Below are 20,367 nucleotides of genomic sequence, written 5' to 3'. Positions count from 1 at the left end.
GGGGGTGCCGCAACAGGGGTGCCGGACCACTGCGCCGAACGGAGGAACGGCGGTCCGGGGCCGGTGTGCGACGACGGCGTCCCAGGGGCGTAACCCCGGGGCGCCGGGCGCGTTGTTCCTCGTGACGGCCGTGGCGGGGAAGACCCCCGAGCCCCCACCACGGCCGCGGAAGACTCGCGGTGGCTCTCCGGCCGTCCGGCGTCGCCGCTCGTGCCGGGGCCGGCGTCACGCCAGTCCGGCGCGCTCCAGGGCCTCGGTGCCCGCCCGGAGCGAGGCGAGCCGCTCGTCCAGGGTGAAGCCGGCGGGCGCCAGGGTCAGCGTGGTGACGCCGGCCGCCGCGTAGGCCCGCATCCGGTCGGCGATCCGGTCCACCGAGCCGAGCAGCGTGGTCTGGTCGATGAGCTCCTGCGGTACGGCGGCCGCCGCGCCCTGCTTGTCGCCGGACAGGTACTTGTCCTGGATCTCGGCGGCCTGCTTCTCGTAGCCCATGCGGCAGGCGAGCTGGTTGTAGAAGTTCTGCTTGCGGCTGCCCATGCCGCCGACGTAGAGGGCGGTGTAGGGGCGGAAGGTGTCGGCGAGGCGGCCCACGTCCTGGTCCTCGCCGACGGCGAGCGGCAGGGTCGGGCAGACGTCGAAGCCCTCCATGGTCAGGCCGGCCTTCTCGCGCCCGGCGCGCAGGTGGCGCAGCGCCGTGTCCTCCAGGTGGTCGGCGGAGGGGAAGATCAGCAGCGCGCCGTCGGCGATCTCGCCGGTCTGCTCCAGGTTCTTCGGGCCGATGGCGGCGATGTAGAGCGGGATGTGCTCGCGCTGCGGGTGCACGGTCAGCTTGATCGGCTTGCCGGGGCCGCCGGGCAGCGGCAGCGTCCAGTGCTCGCCGTCGTAGGAGAGGCGCTCGCGGGTCATGGCCTTGCGGATGATCTCGACGTACTCGCGGGTGCGGGCCAGCGGCTTGTCGAACTTGACGCCGTACCAGCCCTCGGAGACCTGCGGTCCCGAGACGCCGAGGCCGAGGCGGAAACGGCCGCCGGAGAGCGAGTCGAGCGTCGCGGCCGTCATCGCGGTCATGGCGGGCTGCCGGGCGGGGATCTGGAAGATCGCCGAGCCGACGTCGATGCGCTCGGTCTGCGCGGCGACCCAGGCGAGCACGGTGGCCGCGTCCGAGCCGTACGCCTCGGCGGCCCAGCACACGGCGTAGCCGAGGCGGTCCGCCTCCCTGGCGACGGCCAGATTGTCCGCGTCCATCCCGGCACCCCAGTAGCCGAGGTTGATCCCGAGCTGCATGCCGCTCCCCTTACCGATCAGTAACGTCCCTTGTGCGGGAGACCCTAGCGCGCGGGCGCCCGTCGTGGCAGGCCACGGCGCGTGTGACGGCCGCCTCGCGGGGCGGCCCCGCCGGCCGGAAATCCGGTTGTCCACAGGTAACCCACGCCTCATCCCTGGCCAGTAATCTCGGCGTTCATGGAGCAGAGGCATCTCGGCCGTACGGGCCTGCGCGTGTCCCGCATCGGCCTCGGCACCCTCACCTGGGGCCGGGACACCGACGAGCACGACGCCGCGGACATGCTGAAGGCGTTCTGGGAGGCGGGCGGCACCCTCGTCGACACGGCCGACGTGTACGGCGACGGGGAGGCCGAGTATCTGCTGGGGCGGCTCATAGACGGCCTGGTGCCACGCCGTGACCTGGTCATCTCGACCAAGGCGGGCAGCGTCCCCGACCCGGACCGCCGCTTCGACGGCTCCCGCGGGCATCTGCTGGCGGCACTGGACGCCTCCCTGGGCCGCCTGGGCACGGACCACGTCGACGTGTGGCACGTCCACGCCTACGACCCGTTCACCCCGCTGGAGGAGACCCTCCACGCCCTCGACCTGGCCGTCACCAGCGGCCGGGTGCGCTACGCCGGGGTGTCCAACTTCTGCGGCTGGCAGCTGGCCAAGGCCGCGACCTGGCAGCTCGCGGCGCCGGGCGCGCGCACCCGGCTGGCGAGCACGCAGATGGAGTACTCCCTGCTCCAGCGCGGCGTCGAGCGCGAGGTGCTGCCCGCCGCGGTCGACCTGGGCATCGGCCTGCTGCCCTCCTCCCCGCTGGGGCGCGGGGTGCTGACCGGCAAGTACCGCAACGGGACCCCGGCCGACTCGCGGGGCGCCTCCGAGCACCTGGCGCCGTTCGTGGAGCCGTACCTCGACGACACCGCGAGCCGCATCGTGGACGCGGTGACCACGGCCGCGGACGGACTGGCGGTGACCCCGCTCCAGGTCGCCCTCGCCTGGGTCCGCGACCGGCCGGGCGTGGCCGCCCCGATCGTCGGCGCGCGCAACGCGCAGCAGCTCACGGCGGCGTTGTCAGTGGAGGCGCTTAGTCTTCCTGACGAGATCTGCCGGGCGCTCGACGACGTGTCGGCGCCCCTGCACCGCTATCCCGATCACGACTGGAGCACGCTGTGAGCACGGACCCGGAGACCACGGAGCAGGCCGAGCCGGGGACCCCGGACCTTCCGTCCGACGGGGGCGGCCCGGGCGACGCCGGTGAGGCGGATGCCACTGCGGGTGGCACCGGTGAGGCCCGTGCCGCCGGCGGTGGTGCGGGTGACGGCGGTGACGCCGGTGGCGGCGGGCTTTCCGAGGCGGAGGCCGAGCTCGCTGCTCAGCGGATCGAGCGGGAGCGGATCGAGCAGCGGAAGGCGGAGAAGGCCCGACCCGTCGAGAGCGGCGGCAAGCTGACCGGCACGGCGGCCGATCTGCTCGCCGCGGTGCGTGCCGTGGAGAGCGGTGCCAAGCCCACGGCCGACCTGTTCGCCGAGCCGGAGCCGGCCCGCCGCCGACCCGCCCCGGAGCCGGTGCGGCGGCCCGCGCCCGTGCCCGCCGAGACGGCGCCCGCCCCCGCCGGGCCCGCGCCGGAGGCCGTCCAGGCGGTGCGCGGCGTCCTGGCCGAGGGAGGCGCACCCGAAGCGCTCGCCGCGCAGGCCGCCGCGGTCCTCGGCGAGGGCGCCGCGCAGCGGCTGCGCGCGGACCCCTGGCTGCTGCTGCGCGTGACCGGCGTACGCCTCGAGCAGGCCGACACCTTCGCGCGGGGCCTGCTCGGCGCGGAGTGCGGCCCGGACGACGAGCGGCGCGGCCGCGCCTTCACGGTCCGGCTTCTCGAACAGGCGGCCCTCGCCGGGCATACGGCCCTGGAGGCGCCCGCGCTGACCGCCGCCCTGGCCCAGCGCGGGGTGCCCGACCCCGAGGCCGCGCTGAGCAGCGCGCTCACCGAGGGCGAGGCACTGGTCTTCCAGGACGCCCTGGAGGAGCCCGGGGCCCCCGTCGCCGAGCCCACGGACGAGGAAGAGGGCGAGGACGGGGACGCCGAGGGCCCGCGGCGCCCGGTCCGCGTCCTGGTCGGCCTCGAACGGTACGCGCTCGCCGAGGAGAGCCTCGCCGACGGACTGGCCCGGCTGCTCAACTCCGTGCCGAAGGAGAGTGGTTCGGCCGAGGGCTGGGAGCGGGCCGCGGCCTCGGCGCGCGGCTCCGCCGCCGAGCTGATCCGCGCGGTCGCCGGACACGGCCTGGTCCTGCACACCGGCGGCGAGGCCTCCCGCGTGGAGCCGGCGCGGCTGCTCGCCGAGGCGAGCGCCCTCGGGCTGCGGGCCTGGGCCGCCGCGCACAGCCCGCTGGGCCGGGACGACTTCGCCGCACTGCTGCGGGACGCACGGCCCGCCGGCCACCCCGGCGGCGACCCCGGCACCGGGAGCTCCGGGCAGCCCGGTGTGGTCACGGTCGCCGGGCTGCTGTCCGGGGCCGAGGGCCCGGGGCGGGACGGCGACGGGGCGCTCGCCCTGGACCTCCTCGTCGTGCTCGACGCGCCCCAGCTGGACGTCGAGACCGCGGCGCTGCTGGTGGAGTCGCTGCCGGACGGGGCCCGCCTGGTGTGCGCGGGGGATCCGGGGGTGCTGTGGTCGGCGGGTCCTGGCCGGGTCTTCGCGGACCTGCTGGCGGCGCGGGTGTGCCCGCAGGTCGCCTCCCGGGTGCCCGACCCGGGTCCGCTGGGCGAGCTGGTCTCCGGCATCGGCATCGGCGAGCTGACCCAGGTGGAGGCGCCCGGCAAGGAGGTCGTCATCGTGCCGGTGCGGGACGCCGGCGAGGCCGTGCACCGGACCGTGCAGCTCGTCGCGGACTCCGTGCCGCGGGCGATCGGCGTCCCGGCCGCGCAGACCGTGGTGATCACTCCGGGCCACGGCGGCGCGGCGGGCACCCGGGTGCTGAACGCGGCGCTCAAGGAACGGCTCAACCCGGGTCCCGGCCGCTTCGGCGGGTTCGACCCGGGCGACCGGATCGCCTACTCCCCCGCCCCCGGCCGTACGGTGCCGGGCGAGGTGGTGGGCGCCGAGGCCGAGGGGCTGCGCCTGTCCTGCCCGGGCGAGACGGTCGTCGTACCCAGGGACCGGGTGGAGGGTTCGGTGCGGCACGGGTGGGCGCTGACCGCGCACCAGGCCGCCGGCGGCCGGTGGCCCGCCGTGGTCGTGGTGCTCCCCGGGGACGCGGCGCAGGCCCTCAGCCGGCCGTGGGTCTACACGGCGTTCGGGCGGGCGAGCCGGCACCTGTCCGTGGTGCACGGCGTGGACCAGGCACTCCCCCGGGCCGTGGCCGAGGTCGCGGCCAGACCCCGTACGACCCGCCTGCCCGTCCTGCTCCGCACACAGGCGAGCGAGCAGGCGGCGGGCTAGGCCGGGTCCGAGGTCTGAGGGGAGGGCGGCGGAGCGGGCGAGGGCGGCCCCGCTCAGCGCCCGCTCAGTGGTCGGTCGCGTCCAGCGGTTCCAGGTCCTCGTCCTCCTCCTCGAGGTCGGTGTCGAGGTCGTCCTCCTCGTCCTCCTCGTCGTCGAAGACGGCGCTCACGTCGAAGCGGCAGACCACCCGGTCGGGGTCGACGTGCTCGAAGGGCGTCTCCAGCCATTCGCCGGGGTCGGAGGGCTCGTCCGAAGCCGTGACCCACAGGGTGGAGTCGGCCTCCTCCAGGCCGAACTCCTTGTGCCGTGAGGCGATCTCGTCCGGTTCGAACTCGCCGAAGAGGACGCCGAGCGCCCCGGGCACCGTGCCGGAGGCGTCCCCGCCCGCGCCCACGCCGGCCTCGGAGTCCGCGGCCTCCACCCGCTCGGCCTGGGCCAGCAGCCGCTGCGGCTCGGCCACGGTGTAGTCGCGGCGGATCAGCACGCTGATCGCGTGCGGCTCCTCGGGGCCCGTGTACGGCGGCAGCGTGTCGTCACCGGGGATCTCGAAGGGCGTGACCTCGTCGTAGCGGTCGTAGAGCAGCTCGTCGTAGGCCTCGGCGGCCGCCGCCAGCTGGTTGAACGCCTCGTAGACGGCCGGGTCGTCCTCCCCCGACCTGCGTTCGACCGCGGCCAGGTGGCGGTCGAGCGCGGTCTTGACCGCCTCGGCGGCGGCGCGTACCTCGGCAGCGGTGGGCTGCGCAGCATCAGACATAGTGCAGACGCTATCCGTACCGGGCCCCGGACCGCACAATAGATGCGATGCCGGAATACGAATTTGTCGACGTGTACGTACCGCGCGGGGTGTCCCGCAAGGAGACGGCACGCCTGCTGACGGACCACGCCGAGTACGGTCACTGGGAGTTGTACCGTCTGAGCCTGCTGCGCGACGGCAGCCGCAGGGTGCGGTTGCGCCGGCGGATCATCCGCCAGGTGCGCGCCACGTGGTGAGCTGAGACGGTCCCGACGAGCGGCGGGCCCCGCCGGACGCGGGGCCCGCTCTGTCATGTATGCGCCGGGTCAGGCCGAGGCGCGCGCCCTGCGGTACAGCACGGCGCCGGCGAGCAGCGCGCCCGCGCCCGCCGGGAGGACGAGGCCCATGGGCAGGTCACTGCCGGTGTGCGCGAGCTGTGCCCGGCCGCCGGGCACGGCGACGGTCTGCGTGCCGGGCGTGCTCACGCGCGAGGAGCCGCCGGGCGTCTTCCCTCCGGTGGAGGGCGGCGTCGCGGGCGTGCCGGGGTGGCCGGGCGTGCCCGGGTGACCGGGGGTTCCGGGATGGCCCGGCTGGCCGGGGTGACCGGGCGTGCCGGGGTGACCGGGGTGTCCCGGGTGACCGGGCTGGCCCGGGGTGCCGGGCGGGTTCTCGTGGCCGCCCGGAGGGTTGTGGTGGCCGCCGCCCGTGTTCGCGCAGTCGTTGCCCACGGCGGCGTTGCCCACGCCGATCACATTGACGCTGTTGCCGCAGACGTTGACGGGCACGTCGACCGGCGCCTGGACGTGGTTGCCCGAACCGACGCCGGGCGAGTCGCCGGTGTGGCCGCCGGCGTGGGCGCCGCCGTGGCCGTGATCCCCGTGGCCGGAGTCGCCGTACCCGCCGGACGAGCCGCTGCCGCCGCCTTCGTTGGCGCAGCTGTTGCCTACGGCCGGGTTGAGCAGCCCGACGACGTTCACGGTGTTGCCGCAGACGTTCACCGGCACGTGCACCGGGACCTGCACGGTGTTGCCGGAGAGCACGCCCGGGGAGCCCGACGCGGCACCGGCCGCGCCCGCGTCGGCGTGGGCGGCGCCGGCCGCGGCGGCGAGCACGCCGGTGGCCGCCGCCATGGTCATCAGGCCCTTGCGGGTGACCTGTCGCATAGTGATGAATTCCTGCCTTCGACTTTTTCGGGGAAACTTCGCGGAAAACCGGGCGGCCCCGGAGCGCATGGCGTGCGCTCCGGGGCCGACTGGTTCAGAACCCGCCACGGAGTCGACGGAGCCGGACCCTCACGGGGCGGGGCACAACGTCACTTGTTGATGCAGGTGTTGCCGAAGGCGGGGTTCAGCAGCCCGATCACCGAGATCGTGTTGCCGCAGACGTTCACCGGGACGTGGACGGGCACCTGGACGACGTTGCCGGACAGGACACCCGGGGAGTGCACGGCGGCACCCTGGGCACCGGAGTCGGCAGCGGCCATGCCCGCGCCCGCGAGAACGAGCCCACCGGTGGCAACAGCGGCAGCGACGACCTTCTTGATCATTATTCCTCCTAGTTGGCAAACGCGATCCCGTCTTGCTGATCGCATTACCTGTAACGAGGACGGAGTAATACAGCTACGAGCTTATGGTCGCATTCACCCTTCTCAGTCATTCCCGCACGTGCTGTCGAATTCCGAAGTCAATTGACTGATGACCGGTCAGGAGGCGTCGAGGAACCGGTCCAGCACGCGCACGCCGAACTTCAGCCCGTCCACCGGCACCCGCTCGTCCACGCCGTGGAACATGCCGGCGAAGTCCAGCTCCGGCGGCAGCTTCAGCGGCGCGAACCCGAAGCCGCGGATGCCGAGGTCGTCGAAGGACTTGGCGTCGGTGCCGCCGGAGAGCATGTACGGGATGGCCTTGGCGGCCGGGTCCTCGGCGACCAGCGCGGACTGCATGGCCTCCACCAGCGCCCCGTCGAAGGTGGTCTCCACGGCCTTGTCGGAGTGGACGTCCTCGCGCTTGACCCGCGGCCCGAGGATCCGGTCGAGGTCGGCGAGGAACTCCTCCTCGTAGCCGGGCAGGAACCGGCCGTCGACGTGCGCCGTGGCCTCGCCGGGGATGACGTTGACCTTGTAACCGGCGCCCAGCTGCGTGGGGTTGGCGGTGTTGCTCAGGGTGGCGCCGATGAGCTTGGCGATGCCGCCGAGCCGGGCGATGGTGCCGTCCATGTCCTCCGGGTCGAGCCGGACGCCGAGCGCGTCGCCGAGTTCGTCGAGGAAGGCCCGGGTGGTCTTGGTCACCCGCACCGGGAACCGGTGCCGCCCGAGCCGCGCGACGGCCTCCGACAGCTCGGTGATCGCGTTGTCCCGGTGGATCATCGAGCCGTGCCCGGCGGTGCCGGCCACGGTGAGCTTCATCCAGTGCATGCCCTTCTCGGCCGTCTGGATCAGATAGAGCCGCCGCTGCTCGCTGACGGTGAAGGAGAACCCGCCGACCTCGCTGATCGCCTCGGTGACGCCCTCGAAGAGGTCCGGGTGGTTGTCGACCAGGTACCGGGCGCCGTACGTGCCGCCCGCCTCCTCGTCGGCGAGGAAGGCCAGCACGACGTCCCGCGGGGGCCTGCGCCCGCTGCGCAGCCGGTCGCGCACGACCGCCAGGGTCATGGCGTCCATGTCTTTCATGTCGACCGCGCCGCGCCCCCACACGCAGCCGTCCGCGACCTCGCCGGAGAAGGGGTGGTGGGTCCAGTCGACGGCGTTGGCCGGTACGACGTCGGTGTGGCCGTGGATGAGCAGCGCGGGCCGGGACGGGTCCTCGCCCTCGATGCGGGCCACGGTGGAGGCGCGGCCGGGGTGCGACTCGAAGATCTTCGGCTCGAGACCCACCTCGGCGAGCTTCTCGGCGACGTACTCGGCGGCCTTGCGCTCGCCCGGGCCCGAGTGGTCCCCGTAGTTGCTGGTGTCGATCTGGATCAGCTCGCGGCAGAGGTCCACGACCTCGTCCTCGCCGGTGACGCCCCTGGCCGTGTCCGTCTCGCTCACGCTGCTTCCTCCCGCTGTGTGCTGGCGGCCCGCCTCCTGGGCGGTCCGCCTGGTGTGCCGCTGGTCCCCTCATCCTCCCCCCGACCGGGTCGGGCCCCAAGGGAGCCCCCGGCCCGTCACACGCCGTTCGCGCGGGGACGGGAGGTGATCGGGCACACCCGAAAGCCTGGTAATGTTTCCTTCGTCGCCGCGAGGGGAACCACGCGGTACACACCCCGTCCGGGTGGCGGAATGGCAGACGCGCTAGCTTGAGGTGCTAGTGCCCTTTATCGGGCGTGGGGGTTCAAGTCCCCCCTCGGACACCACACCGAAAAGCGGTGCCGGCCTTCACAGGCGGGCACCGTTTTCGTCTTTCTCCAGGCCGCCGGCCTGTTCCTCCAGGCCGCAGGGGCCGGTTCCGGTCTCACACGTGCGCCGCCGCCATGTGGTCGGTGAACCAGTCGCGGGCCAGGGCGGTCACCGTCTCCAGGGCGCCGGGCTCCTCGAAGAGGTGGGTGGCGCCGGGCACGACGGACAGCCGGTTCTCGCAGCGCAGCCGAGCCTGGGCCTGCCGGTTGAGTTCCAGTACGGTCCGGTCGGCGCCGCCGACGATCAGCAGGGTGGGTGCGGTGACGTCCCCGAGCGTGGGTCCGGCGAGGTCGGGGCGGCCGCCGCGGGAGACGACGGCGGCCACACGCGCGCCGGGAGCGGCGGCGGCCCGCAGGGCGGCGGCCGCGCCGGTGCTGGCGCCGAAGTACCCGACGGCGAGGTGACCGGTCCCGGGCCGGGCGCGCAGCCAGCCGGTGGCCTCGGTGAGCCGCGCGGCCAGCAGTCCGGTGTCGAAGACGTTGGCCCGATCCCCCGCCTCCTCCTCGGTGAGCAGGTCGAACAGCAGGGTGCCGAGGCCGGCCCGGTTCAGGCCCTCGGCCACGAAGCGGTTGCGGGGGCTGTGCCGTCCGCTGCCGCTGCCGTGCGCGAAGAGCACGACGCCGGCCGCGCCCGCGGGCACGGTCAGCCGTCCGCCGAGCCGTACGGTCCCGGCCGTGATCCCGACCTCCTGGTCCAGGCCGGGGCCGCCGCCGTCCGGCGGGTCCGGGGCCGGGTCCGGGGTGCTCGGGGTGCTCGGGCGGCTCGGGCGGCTCGGGCGCCGCTCCGCGCGCCGCAGCACGGCGATCACGTCGGTGTCCTCGAGCTGGGCGAAGTCGTCGTAGAACTGGCCGACCGCGAAGAAGCCGTGGGGGCTGGCCAGGCTGACCAGCTCGTCGGCCTCCCCGGCGAGCCGCCGGGTCCAGTCCGGCGGTGCGACGGGCACCGCGAGGACGGTGCGGGCCGCACCCCTGGCCCGTACCGTGCGGCAGGCTGCCCGCGCGGTGGAGCCGGTGGCGACTCCGTCGTCGACGATGACGACGGTCCGTCCGGCGACGGCGGCCGGGGGGCCCTCGCCGCGGTAGCGCTCGGCGCGGCGCAGCAGCTCCCGGCGCTCGCGCTCCTCGACGCGGGCCAGGGCGTGCGGCGGGACGCCCGTCTCGCGCAGCACGTCCTCGCTCAGTACGCGCACGCCGTCCTCGCCGATCGCGCCCATGGCCAGTTCGGGCTGGCCGGGCACGCCGAGTTTGCGCACCAGGCAGACGTCCAGGGGCGCGCCGAGGGCGTCCGCGACCTCGGCGGCGACCGGGACCCCGCCCCGGGGCAGTCCCAGGACCACGACGTCCTGCCCCGCGAGGTGCGCGAGGCGCGCGCCGAGCTGCCGTCCGGCCTGGACGCGGTCCGTGAAGAGCACCGCGATCGCCTCACTCGCGGGGGGACCACAGCGGGGTGGGCGGTGTCGCCTCGGGGGCGCCCATCGCCTTGATGTCCCCGGCGGCGGCGCGCACCAGTTCGCGGCCGAGGGCGATGAGGGCGCGGCCGGCCGCGAGTTCGTCGCCGATCTCGGGCACGTCCCGGTCGTAGGGGTTGCGGCGGGCCTCGGCGCAGCTCTCCAGGACGTTGTCCCCGGTGTCCAGGACGATCCGGGCGGTGGTGTCCGGATCGTGCTCGGACAGGTACAGGTTCAGCCGCCACTCCTTGGCGGACGGAAGCCGGTTGCCGACGGGTCGGGTCATCGTCGGTCCCTCCTCGACTCCGGCGCGGCGCAACTCGCGGGCCGCGACACCCACTTCCACTGTGCCTCCGCGGCGCTCGCGCCGCATGGGCACAATGGCCCCCATGACCAAGGGTTTGTGTCCGTGCGGGCTGGGTGCGCGGTACGAGGATTGCTGCGGGCGTTTCCACCGCGGTGAGGGGGCCGCGCCCACCGCCGAGGCGCTGATGCGGTCGCGCTACAGCGCGTTCGTGCGCGGGGAGGCGGGGTATCTGCTGCGCACCTGGCATCCGCGGACGCGGCCCGCCCGGCTGGAGCTGGATCCGGGGCCGCGGTGGACGGGGCTGGAGATCCTGGACACCTCGGACGGGTCGGCCTTCCACTCCACGGGGACCGTGACGTTCCGGGCCTCCTACCGGGGCGGCTCGCTCCACGAGCGGAGCCGGTTCGAGCGGGTCGACGGGGCGTGGGTGTACGTGGACGGGGACTTCCTGGAGTAGCCGGGCCGGGGCGCCCGTCGCGCCGTGCGCGCCCCCCCATGGCTGCCCGCCGGTCGCGCCGTACGTGCCCCCGTGACCGCCCGTCGCGCCGTACGTGCCCCCGTGACCGCACGCCGCGCCGTACGTGCCCCGTGACCGCCCGTCGCGCTACGGCGCCAGGATGTCCAGTTCCTGGAGGGCGCCGACGGTGATCTCGCGGGTGAGGCGCTCGGCGCGGTCCGCGTCGCCCTCGCGGACCGCCTCGGCGACCTGGACGTGCAGGGTGACGGCGGCAGGGTCGGGGTCCTCGAACATGACCTCGTGATGGGTGCGCCCGGCGAGGACCTCCGCGACGACGTCGCCGAGGCGGGCGAACATCTCGTTGCCGGACGCGGTGAGGATCACGCGGTGGAAGGCCATGTCGTGGACCAGGTACCCCTGGAGGCGGTGGCCGCGTGAGTTGGCGACCATGCCGAGCGCGCACTCGGTGAGCTCGGCGCACTGCTCCGGCGTGGCGTGGCGCGCGGCGAGGCCCGCGGCGACGGGTTCGACGGCCGAGCGCAGCACGGTGAGCGAGCGCAGCTGGCGCGGCCGGTCGGCGCCGGCCAGTCGCCAGCGGATGACCTGGGGGTCGTAGACGTTCCACTCGCACGCGGGCAGCACGGTCACGCCCACGCGGCGGCGGGACTCGACCAGGTGCATGGACTCAAGGACGCGGACCGCCTCGCGCATCACGGAGCGTGAGACGTCGAAACGCTGTGCCAGTTCGTCGGTGCGCAGAACACTGCCCGCCGGGTACTCACCCGCGGTGATGGCGGGCCCGAGGGTGTCCAGTACATGGCCGTGCAGCCCCCGGCCCGGTGTGGTCATGCACTCAGCGTACGGGGTGGATCACGGCAACCAAAAAGTCAGACTTATACATCACAGACTCTTGTATTTGTCGTACCTAATAGGTTTCATGTGCCCGACGCCGGATGTCGGCGTCGCATGTCGAGGAAGACAGCGAGGCAGTGATGCGCACCCCCCACGTCGTCGTGGTGATGGGCGTCGCCGGCACGGGCAAGACCACGATCGGTCCCCTGCTCGCGGCCCGGCTCGGCGTCCCGTACGCCGAGGGCGACGACTTCCACCCGCAGGCCAACATCGACAAGATGTCGGCCGGCGTCCCGCTCGACGACGAGGACAGGTGGCCGTGGCTCGACGCCATCGGCGCCTGGGCGCACGAGCGGGCGGGGCTCGGCGGGGTGGTGAGCAGCTCGGCCCTGAAGCGGTCCTACCGTGACCGGCTCAGGGCGGCGGCTCCCGGGATCGCCTTCGTCCACCTGACGGGCGACCGGAAGCTGATCGAGGACCGCATGGCGCACCGCCGGGGTCACTTCATGCCGACGGCCCTGCTGGACTCCCAGTTCGCCACGCTCCAGCCGCTCGAGGCGGACGAGCGGGGCGTCGCGGTGGACGTCTCCGGCTCCCCGGAGGAGATCACCGCGCGCGCCGAGGCCGCGCTGGACGCCCTCGACAGCTCCACGCAGTCCGACGAGGCCGGGCCGTCCCCGCGCTAGGTCCCCTCCGGTTCTGGTGACAGGACCCGGCCGCCTCTCCCCCACGGTCGCCGACTGCGGCACCACCCCCGCGCCCCGCGCGGCCTGTTCATTTCTCCCCAAATATCCCTCTTCTTCTGCAAGGGAACACCGTGACCAGACTCAGCGTCGAGATGCTGGCAGCGGACGCGCCCCCGCCGATCACCTCGGCCGGACACGCTCAGCTGGGCATCGCCGTCCTGGCGGGCATAGCCGTCATCGTCCTGCTCATCACCAAGTTCAAGCTGCACGCCTTCCTGTCCCTGACCATCGGGTCACTGGTCCTCGGCGCGATCGCCGGGGCGCCGCTGGACAAGGCGATCACGAGCTTCACCACGGGCCTCGGCTCGACGGTCGCCGGCGTCGGCGTGCTGATCGCGCTCGGTGCGATCCTCGGCAAGATGCTGGCCGACTCGGGCGGCGCCGACGAGATCGTGGACACGATCCTCGCCAAGGCGGGGGGCCGCGCGATGCCGTGGGCGATGGTGCTGATCGCCTCCGTGGTCGGCCTGCCGCTGTTCTTCGAGGTCGGCATCGTGCTGCTGATCCCGGTCGTGCTGATGGTCGCCAAGCGCGGCAACTACTCGCTGATGCGCATCGGCATCCCGGCGCTGGCCGGCCTGTCCGTGATGCACGGCCTCATCCCGCCGCACCCCGGCCCGCTGGTCGCGATCGACGCGGTCAAGGCCAACCTGGGCGTGACGCTGGCGTTCGGCATCCTGGTCGCCATCCCCACGGTGATCATCGCCGGTCCGCTGTTCTCCAAGGTGGCGGCCCGCTGGGTGGACGTGCCCGCCCCCGACCGCATGCTTCCCCAGCGCGCCTCCGAGGAACTCGAGCGGCGCCCGGGCTTCGGCGCCACGCTGTTCACGGTGCTGCTGCCGGTCGTGCTGATGCTGGCCAAGGCACTGGTCGACATCGTCGTGGACGACAGCGCGAACATGACGCAGCGCGTCTTCGACGTCGTCGGCTCCCCGCTGATCGCCCTGCTCGCCGCCGTGCTCGTCGGCATCTTCACGCTGGGCCGCCCGGCCGGGTTCAGCAAGGAGCGCATCTCCTCCACCGTCGAGAAGGGCCTCATGCCCATCGCGGGCATCCTGCTCATCGTGGGCGCCGGCGGCGGCTTCAAGCAGACGCTGATCGACTGCGGTGTGGGCCAGATGATCCTGGACATCTCCAAGGACTGGTCGATCCCGGCGCTGCTGCTGGCCTGGCTGATCGCGGTGGCGATCCGGCTGGCGACCGGTTCGGCGACAGTGGCGACGGTCTCAGCGGCCGGTCTGGTCGCCCCGCTCGCGGCGGACATGTCGACGACCCACGCCGCCCTGCTGGTCCTGGCCATCGGCGCCGGCTCGCTCTTCTTCAGCCATGTCAACGACGCCGGTTTCTGGCTGGTGAAGGAGTACTTCGGGCTGAGCGTCGGGCAAACGGTCAAGACCTGGTCCGTCATGGAGACGATCATCTCCGTGGTCGCGGGCGGTCTGGTGCTGCTGTTGTCCCTGGTCGTCTAGCGGCACTCGTCACCACAAGTAACAGGAGTACGGAGTTGGCGGCTCACCCGCTCTTCGACATCGGCGGCCGCACGGCCCTGGTCACCGGTTCCAGCCGCGGTATCGGCCTGGCACTGGCCCGGGGCCTGGCCGAGGCCGGCTGCACGGTCGTCCTCAACGGACGCGACGAGGACACCCTCGCCGAGGCGGCCGCCGGGCTGCCCGGCGGCCGCGTGCACACCGCCGCGTTCGACGTGACCGACGGCGCCTCGGTGGCCGCCGGGATCGCGGACGTCGAGGAGCGGGTGGGCCCGCTCGACATCCTGGTCAACAACGCGGGCATGCAACTGCGCGCGCCACTGCTGGAGTTCACGGACACCGACTGGCACCGGATCCTGGACACCAACCTGACCAGCGCCTTCCTCGTGGGCCGTGAGGCCGCCCGCCGGATGACCGGACGCGGCCACGGCAAGATCGTCAACATCTGCTCGCTGCAGAGCGAGGTGGTCCGCCCCGGCATCGCGCCGTACGCGGCGACCAAGGGCGCGCTGAAGATGCTCACCAAGGGCATGTGCGCCGACTGGGGCCCGCACGGCGTGCAGGTCAACGGCCTGGGCCCCGGCTACATCGAGACCGAGCTGACCCGGCCCCTCGTCGAGGACGGGGAGTTCAGCGCCTGGGTGCGCCGCCGCACCCCGGCCGGCCGCTGGGGCCGTACCGGGGACCTGGTGGGCGGGCTGCTGTTCCTCGCCTCCCCGGCCGCGGACTTCGTCTCCGGGCAGGTGCTGTACGTCGACGGCGGCATGACGAGCGTGCTGTGAAAGGGGCGGCGCGCATGCTGGGCTGTGTGATCCGCGGGCAGGGCGACCTGCGCGTCGAGGAGCTGCCGGTGCCCGAACCCGCGCTGGGACAGGCCCTGGTGGCCGTCCGCTACGGCGGGGTGTGCGGCTCCGACCTGCACTACTGGCGGCACGGCGGGGTCGGCGACTTCCGGCTGCGCGAGCCGATGCTGCTCGGCCACGAGGTGGTCGGCACGATCGTCTCCTACGGCGCCGGAGCACGGGGCCCGGCCCCGGGCACCCCGGTCGCCGTGCACCCGGCGACGCCGTGCGGGGTGTGCCCGGAGTGCGCCGGGGAGCGCCGCAACGTCTGCCGGGACACCCGCTACCTGGGCAGCGCGGCCCGCTTCCCGCACGTACAGGGCGGCTTCGCGGCCCGGGTGGCCGTCCCCGCCGAGCAGTTGAGGCCGCTGCCGGACGGTCTCGGCCTGCGCCGGGCGGCCCTGGCGGAGCCGCTGTCGGTGGCGCTGCACGCGGTGCGGCGGGCCGGGGACGTGACGGGCCGGCATGTGCTGGTGACCGGCGCCGGCCCCATCGGCTGCCTGGTGGTCGCGGCGGCCCGGGCGGCGGGCGCGGCCCGGGTGACCGTCACGGACCTGCTGCCGCGGGCACTGGAGTACGCCTGCGCCGTGGGCGCGGGCACCGTCGTACGGGCCGACGATCCCGAGGACGCCGGATGGCCGCAGGAGGTGGACGTGGCCGTGGAGGCCTCGGGCGTGGCCGCCGGACTCGGCGCCTGCCTGCGGCTGGTGCGGCGCGGCGGGACCGTCGTCCAGCTCGGGATGCTGCCGCCGGGACAGGTGCCGTTCGCCGGGAACCTGGTGGTGAGCCGGGAGATCGAGCTGCGCGGGGCGTTCCGCTTCGACACCGAGTTCAACGACGCGCTGCGGCTGCTGGCCGCCGAGCCGGCGTTGGACGCGCTCGTGAGCGCGGTGGTCCCGGTGCGGGAGGCGGAGTCGGCGTTCGCGCTGGCGGCGGACCGCGGCCGGTCCTGCAAGGTGCTGCTGGACTTCGGCGGCTGACGCCGGCGGACCTCGCCGGGTACGGGGCGCGTCCTCAGGGCCGCCACAGCGGGTGCTCGGAGTCCGCCCAGTCGCGGGTCACCCACCCCGTGCGCAGGCCGCGCCGGGCCTCCGGGTCGCCGATGGCCATGCCGATGTGCCCGGCCAGGACTATGCCGACGGTCAGGGCCAGCCAGTCGTGCACGAACGTCGCGCCGGTGCGCCACACCAGCGGGGTGAGGTGCGTGAACCACATCATCAGGCCGGTGCCGAGCATGACCAGGGCGGCGCCGGCGATCCAGGCGGCGTAGACCTTCTGGCCGGCGTTGAACTTGCCCGCGGGGCGGGACGCGGGCCGCTGGTCGCGGCGCAGGGCGGCACGCAGCCAGAGCCGGTCGTGCGGGCCGAAGCGGTTGAGGAAGCGCAGGTCGGCGCGGAAGGCCCGGGAGGCCAGCCCCAGCAGGACGGGCACGGGCAGGGCGATGCCCGCGCACTCGTGGACGCGCACGACCAGCTCGCGGCGGCCGACGAGTTCGGCGAACTGCGGGATGTAGAGGCAGGCGGCGGTGACGACGCAGACGCCCATCAGCGCGGCCGTGGCGCGGTGCACCCAGCGTTCGGCGCGGGTGAAGCGGCGTACGGCCCGCGCGCCGGGCGGGGCGGCGGGGTCAGCTCGTAGGGTCATCGCTGCGTCCGTTCGACCGGCCGACCCACGCGTCGACGTCGTAGCCGCGCTCCTCCCAGTAGCCGGGCCGTACCTCGTCGGTGACGGTGATGCCGGAGAGCCACTTGGCCGACTTGTAGAAGTACATGGGGGCGACGTAGAGGCGGACCGGGCCGCCGTGGTCGTGGCCGAGGTCCTTGTCCTGCATGCGCAGCGCGACCAGTACGTCGGCGCGGCGGGCCTGGCCGAGGGTGAGGCTCTCGGTGTAGGTGCCGTCGAAGCAGGTGAAGCGGACGGCCTTCGCGGTGGGCCGCACCTTCGCCGCGTCCAGCAGCCGGGACAGCCGTACGCCCTCGAAGGGGGTGCCGGGGACCCGCCAGCCGGTGACGCACTGCACGTCGCGCGTCATGCGTGTCTGCGGCATCGACCTGAGGTCGTCCAGCGTGTACGCCGCCGGGCGGTCGACCAGGCCGTCGACGGTCAGGCGGTAGTCCGTGGCGTCCTTGTGCGGGACGGAGGCGGCGACCGAGTAGTAGCGGAAGCCGCCGCCGTTGGGGAGCAGGCCCGTCAGGCCGGTGGGGTCCTTGTCGGCGGCGGCTCCGAGGAAGCCCTCCAGGCCGCGTTGCAGGGTGGGCGCCGCGAGCACGCCGAGGGCGCCCAGGCCGAGGGTGCCGAGCAGGACGCGGCGGCCTATCGGGCGGCCGGCCTCCTCGGAGGGGGCATGGGGTTCCGCGGGTCGCGATTCCGGCGGTTCGGGTGGTACGGAGGTCACCCCTTCATTCGAGCACCCGCGCCCCCCGGCGGGCCAGGGATCGCGGGTGCTCGTCAGATTTCCGTCATCTCTCCCCCGCGCTCTCCGCCTCCGCCTCCGCCGCCTTCTCCAGCTGGAACGCCTCGTTGCCGAGCCCGATGCGGGCGTGCGTGGCGGGCCTGCGCGAGCGCAGTACGGCGCCCTGCACGAGGCCGGCGGCCAGGGAGAGGCCGATGATGCCGGGCAGCACCCAGCTCAGCGCCGAGTCGGGGCCGGTGCCGACCAGGATGTCGAAGTCCTTCACCGTGTAGACCGCGATCACCAGCAGGGCCGTGCCCGCGAGGGCGGAGGTGATCAGCCGCCAGGCCTGGGCGCCGGCCGCGCCGCGCCGCACGAAGAAGACGATCACCGACAGGGAGGCCGCCGCCATCAGCACGATGACACCGAGCGCGCCGATGTTGCCGCCCCAGGTGAACAGGTGCAGCACCGGCGCGGTCGGGTCGCCGGTGGGCTTGCCGTCGGTGAGGGCGAAGGCGAGCACGATCACCAGCGACACGGCCGTCTGGGACAGGGAGCCGGCCGCGGGGGCGCCGCTGCTGCTGGAGGTGCGCCCGAAGGCGGCGGGCAGCAGTCCCTCGCGGCCCATCGCGAAGGCGTACCGGGCGACGACGTTGTGGAAGCTGAGCATGGCCGCGAACATGCCGGTGACGAACAGCACGTGCAGCACGTCGGTGAAGGTGCCGCCGAGCCGGGACTCGGTCAGCGTGAACAGCAGCCCGGCGCTCTCCTTCTGCGCGGTGGCCACGATCGCCGAGGGGCCAGTGGCGACGGTCAGGGCCCAGCAGCTGATCGCGAAGAACACGGCGACCCCGCCGACCGCGAGGAACATCACGCGCGGCACCAGGATGTGCGGGCGGCTGGTCTCCTCGGCGTACACCGGGGCCTGCTCGAAGCCGAGGAAGGCGGCGATGCAGAAGCACAGCGCGGTGCCGATGCCGGCGCCGGAAAGCGTGCCCGGGTCGAAGGCGTGCAGGGACAGGCCCTGGCTGCCGGGGTCGGAGACCGCGGCCACGTCGAAGACGACGACGAGCGCCACCTCGATCACCAGCAGCACGCCGAGCACGCGCGCGTTGACGTCGATCTTCAGCCAGCCGAGCGCGCCGACCGCGGCGACGGCCGCCAGGGCCGGGATCCACCAGGCGACGGTGGTGTCGGCGTAGGTGGCGAAGAGGTTGGAGACCTCGAAGCCGAAGATGCCGTAGATGCCGGCCTGGAGGGCGTTGTAGGCCACCAGGGCGACGAGGGCCGCGCTCGCGCCGGCCGTACCGCCCAGGCCGCGGGAGATGTACGCGTAGAAGGCGCCCGCGTTGTGCACGTGGCGGCTCATCTCGGCGTATCCGACGCTGAAGAGGATCAGCACCGCGCCGAGGGCAACGAAGAGCAGCGGCTGGCCGACGATGCCCATCACCGCGAACGTGGTCGGCATCACGCCGGCGACCACCATGAGCGGGGCGGTCGCGGCGAGCACGGAGAGCAGCAGGCCCCCCGTGCCGAGGCGGTCGGCGCGCAGGGCGCGCTCCTGCCCCTTGAAGGTGCTGATGGCGCCGTCGCCGGCGGTGGGTCTGCTCGTGCTCGAACTGCCCGTCGTCATCGGGAAGTCGTCCTTTCGGCAGTCAGGCCGTGCCCAGGGCGCCGGCGCGGGCGGTGCGGAAGGCGGTGTACGGGTCGCGGTCGGGGTAGGACCAGGGGGCGGGGGTGGGGTGGTCGCCGATGCGGTGGAAGAGGGCGGCGGCCTCGGCGGCGCGGCCCTCGCAGTACTTGGCGTGGGCGAGGTAGTTCAGGTCGACCAGCCGCCGGGGGTGGCCCTCCTGTCCCCACTCCAGCCACCAGTCGAAGGCGGCCTTCATCACCTGCCGTGCCCTGCGGTCGGCCCAGTGGCCGCTGGAGTAGGGGTCGGCGCGGGCGTGGCCGGCGCGGGCCAGGGCGCGGTAGCGCTCGGCGTGCGCCACCACGGGCAGGATGGCCAGCGGGGAGTCGGCGGGTGCCTGCTCGGCGGCCCAGTTGGCGAAGTCGTACACCTCGTGGAGCGGGTCGGGGCCGGCGGCGGCGCGGCGCTCGGCGAGGCGGGCCACCATCAGGTGGTGGGCGTGGTGGTGGTCGGGGTGGCGGTGGCGTACCTCGTCGAAGAGGCGCACCACGTCCTCCTCGGTGCCGAGGGTGCGCTCCAGCAGGAGCAGGCCGAGCCACGGGGTGGGGTCGGCGGGAGCGCGGCCGGCCGCCGCCCGGCAGGCCTCGCGGGCGGGGTCCGGCTTCTCCTTGCCGCGCAGGGCGCGTTCGACGAGCGACACGCCGAGGAGCACGGAGGCGTCGGCGGACTCGGGCTCGGCCAGCAGCCAGTCGCGGGTCCAGGCGGCGGCGTGGGGCTCCTGGGCGAGGACCGTGACGCGGTGCCCGCGCCGGTCGGGGTCGTCACCCGTGCGCACCAGCAGCGACCTGACCGCCTGCCAGCGGCCCTGTGCCAACGCGGCGCGCGCGGCCACGAGTTCGTCGTCGTCGAGAGCGGCGTCGAAGGTGTGGGCCGCGCGTCTGCGGCCGCGGCCGAGGGGAGGCGGGGGTGGGGGCACCGCGGGTCTTCCTCACGCGCTCTCGTGTTCGTGGCTCGCCGCGCCGGGGCGGGCTGCCCCGTCCGCTCACTCGCCCGGCTCGCTCTTCGGTCGGTCAGGCCGGATCGGCCGGGTCACGTCATCGGCCCGCCATCATCCGATCACGGACAGCAAACCCCCAGCCATTGCTTCACGTCAAGGGCGGGTCAAGCGATTCAGCCGTCAACTACGCGGATTTCAGGGGCACTTGTGGTAGTACGCGGCGGATGGTGCGGCCGGCCGGAGCGCGGACCTCACGGATGTGGCGTCACCTGCGCGGCGTAGGTGTGGCGTACGCCATGGCGCGGCGGAGCGGCACGCTCCACCATGGCGGTGCGGCCGTGCCATCGCCCCTGACCGCAGGGCGTCGTGACGGAGTCGACCGCCCGGATTCCGGGTACTCC

At 73.9% G+C, this 20,367-nt stretch carries 20 protein-coding genes and 1 tRNA gene; 9 read left to right on the top strand and 12 right to left on the bottom strand.

The window, feature by feature from the left end:
* Positions 1-225: 225 nt before the first annotated feature.
* Positions 226-1,281, bottom strand: a complete 1,056-nt coding sequence (locus IE217_RS29885; RefSeq protein ID WP_190181082.1) for an LLM class F420-dependent oxidoreductase — start codon at positions 1,279-1,281, stop codon at positions 226-228.
* Between the two features lie 177 nt (positions 1,282-1,458).
* Here IE217_RS29885 and IE217_RS29880 point away from each other — a divergent pair, with 177 nt between their 5' ends.
* Together IE217_RS29880 and IE217_RS29875 are read left to right on the top strand one after the other, a co-directional pair.
* Complete coding sequence (locus IE217_RS29880) at positions 1,459-2,442, top strand: aldo/keto reductase (protein WP_190181081.1); 984 nt, start codon at positions 1,459-1,461, stop codon at positions 2,440-2,442.
* Positions 2,439-4,700 (top strand): helix-hairpin-helix domain-containing protein, encoded by a 2,262-nt coding sequence (locus IE217_RS29875; RefSeq protein WP_190181080.1) that lies wholly within the window; start codon positions 2,439-2,441, stop codon positions 4,698-4,700. The genes IE217_RS29880 and IE217_RS29875 overlap by 4 nt, the downstream gene beginning before the upstream one ends.
* 64 nt (positions 4,701-4,764) lie before the next feature.
* Here IE217_RS29875 and IE217_RS29870 read toward each other — a convergent pair whose 3' ends face one another.
* Positions 4,765-5,454, bottom strand: coding sequence for a hypothetical protein (locus IE217_RS29870; protein WP_190181079.1), 690 nt, complete (start codon positions 5,452-5,454; stop codon positions 4,765-4,767).
* A 47-nt stretch (positions 5,455-5,501) separates the two neighbouring features.
* Here IE217_RS29870 and IE217_RS29865 point away from each other — a divergent pair, with 47 nt between their 5' ends.
* Positions 5,502-5,690, top strand: coding sequence for a DUF5703 family protein (locus IE217_RS29865; RefSeq protein ID WP_030244084.1), 189 nt, complete (start codon positions 5,502-5,504; stop codon positions 5,688-5,690).
* 69 nt (positions 5,691-5,759) lie between these two features.
* Here the strand turns inward: IE217_RS29865 and IE217_RS35290 are convergent, their stop codons facing one another.
* From IE217_RS35290 to IE217_RS29850, 3 genes are all read right to left on the bottom strand, one after another.
* Positions 5,760-6,596 carry a chaplin gene (locus tag IE217_RS35290; protein ID WP_190181078.1) on the bottom strand — a complete coding sequence of 279 codons (837 nt, stop codon included), beginning with the start codon at positions 6,594-6,596 and terminating at the stop codon, positions 5,760-5,762.
* Positions 6,597-6,745: 149 nt separating this feature from the next.
* Complete coding sequence (chpH, locus tag IE217_RS29855) at positions 6,746-6,979, bottom strand: chaplin ChpH (RefSeq protein WP_190181077.1); 234 nt, start codon at positions 6,977-6,979, stop codon at positions 6,746-6,748.
* Positions 6,980-7,135: 156 nt separating this feature from the next.
* Positions 7,136-8,461: a M20/M25/M40 family metallo-hydrolase gene (locus IE217_RS29850; protein WP_190181076.1), complete on the bottom strand. Its 1,326-nt coding sequence runs from the start codon at positions 8,459-8,461 to the stop codon at positions 7,136-7,138.
* Positions 8,462-8,678: 217 nt separating this feature from the next.
* On the opposite strand from IE217_RS29850, the gene IE217_RS29845 reads away from it, so the two are divergent.
* A tRNA-Leu gene (locus IE217_RS29845) sits at positions 8,679-8,766 on the top strand.
* A 98-nt stretch (positions 8,767-8,864) separates the two neighbouring features.
* Here IE217_RS29845 and IE217_RS29840 read toward each other — a convergent pair.
* Together IE217_RS29840 and IE217_RS29835 are read right to left on the bottom strand one after the other, a co-directional pair.
* Positions 8,865-10,220, bottom strand: a complete 1,356-nt coding sequence (locus IE217_RS29840; protein WP_190181075.1) for a phosphoribosyltransferase — start codon at positions 10,218-10,220, stop codon at positions 8,865-8,867.
* 10 nt (positions 10,221-10,230) lie between these two features.
* The gene (locus tag IE217_RS29835; protein WP_190181074.1) at positions 10,231-10,542 is read right to left on the bottom strand and encodes a dsRBD fold-containing protein; all 312 of its coding nucleotides are present in this window, start codon (positions 10,540-10,542) and stop codon (positions 10,231-10,233) included.
* Between the two features lie 103 nt (positions 10,543-10,645).
* Between IE217_RS29835 and IE217_RS29830 the strand changes: the two genes are divergently transcribed.
* Positions 10,646-11,020: a YchJ family protein gene (locus IE217_RS29830; RefSeq protein WP_190181073.1), complete on the top strand. Its 375-nt coding sequence runs from the start codon at positions 10,646-10,648 to the stop codon at positions 11,018-11,020.
* 147 nt (positions 11,021-11,167) lie between these two features.
* Here IE217_RS29830 and IE217_RS29825 read toward each other — a convergent pair whose 3' ends face one another.
* Entirely contained in the window at positions 11,168-11,869 is a 702-nt protein-coding gene (locus IE217_RS29825; RefSeq protein WP_190181072.1) for a FadR/GntR family transcriptional regulator, read from the bottom strand.
* Positions 11,870-12,012: 143 nt separating this feature from the next.
* Here IE217_RS29825 and IE217_RS29820 point away from each other — a divergent pair, with 143 nt between their 5' ends.
* The 4 genes from IE217_RS29820 to IE217_RS29805 all read left to right on the top strand — a co-directional run bounded on the left by IE217_RS29820 (position 12,013) and on the right by IE217_RS29805 (position 15,927).
* A complete protein-coding gene (locus IE217_RS29820) occupies positions 12,013-12,558 on the top strand; it encodes a gluconokinase (RefSeq protein ID WP_190181071.1) in 546 nt (181 codons plus the stop codon).
* A gap of 131 nt (positions 12,559-12,689) precedes the next feature.
* Positions 12,690-14,087 carry a GntP family permease gene (locus IE217_RS29815; RefSeq protein ID WP_190181070.1) on the top strand — a complete coding sequence of 466 codons (1,398 nt, stop codon included), beginning with the start codon at positions 12,690-12,692 and terminating at the stop codon, positions 14,085-14,087.
* Between the two features lie 35 nt (positions 14,088-14,122).
* Positions 14,123-14,887 carry an SDR family oxidoreductase gene (locus IE217_RS29810; protein ID WP_190181069.1) on the top strand — a complete coding sequence of 255 codons (765 nt, stop codon included), beginning with the start codon at positions 14,123-14,125 and terminating at the stop codon, positions 14,885-14,887.
* Between the two features lie 14 nt (positions 14,888-14,901).
* Positions 14,902-15,927, top strand: a complete 1,026-nt coding sequence (locus IE217_RS29805; protein WP_190181068.1) for an L-idonate 5-dehydrogenase — start codon at positions 14,902-14,904, stop codon at positions 15,925-15,927.
* A 34-nt stretch (positions 15,928-15,961) separates the two neighbouring features.
* On the opposite strand, the gene IE217_RS29800 is transcribed toward IE217_RS29805, so the two are convergent.
* From IE217_RS29800 to IE217_RS29785, 4 genes are all read right to left on the bottom strand, one after another.
* Positions 15,962-16,591: a cytochrome b/b6 domain-containing protein gene (locus IE217_RS29800; protein WP_190181067.1), complete on the bottom strand. Its 630-nt coding sequence runs from the start codon at positions 16,589-16,591 to the stop codon at positions 15,962-15,964.
* A complete protein-coding gene (locus tag IE217_RS29795; protein ID WP_190181066.1) occupies positions 16,575-17,342 on the bottom strand; it encodes a molybdopterin-dependent oxidoreductase in 768 nt (255 codons plus the stop codon). The genes IE217_RS29800 and IE217_RS29795 overlap by 17 nt, the downstream gene beginning before the upstream one ends.
* A 64-nt stretch (positions 17,343-17,406) precedes the next feature.
* A complete protein-coding gene (locus tag IE217_RS29790; protein ID WP_190181065.1) occupies positions 17,407-18,972 on the bottom strand; it encodes an APC family permease in 1,566 nt (521 codons plus the stop codon).
* Between the two features lie 22 nt (positions 18,973-18,994).
* A complete protein-coding gene (locus IE217_RS29785) occupies positions 18,995-19,945 on the bottom strand; it encodes a hypothetical protein (RefSeq protein WP_190181064.1) in 951 nt (316 codons plus the stop codon).
* Positions 19,946-20,367 lie beyond the last annotated feature (422 nt).

The sequence above is a fragment of the Streptomyces naganishii JCM 4654 genome (assembly GCF_014650575.1).
Taxonomy (GTDB): domain Bacteria; phylum Actinomycetota; class Actinomycetes; order Streptomycetales; family Streptomycetaceae; genus Streptomyces; species Streptomyces naganishii.
This window is presented reverse-complemented; position numbering and strand designations above follow the sequence as displayed.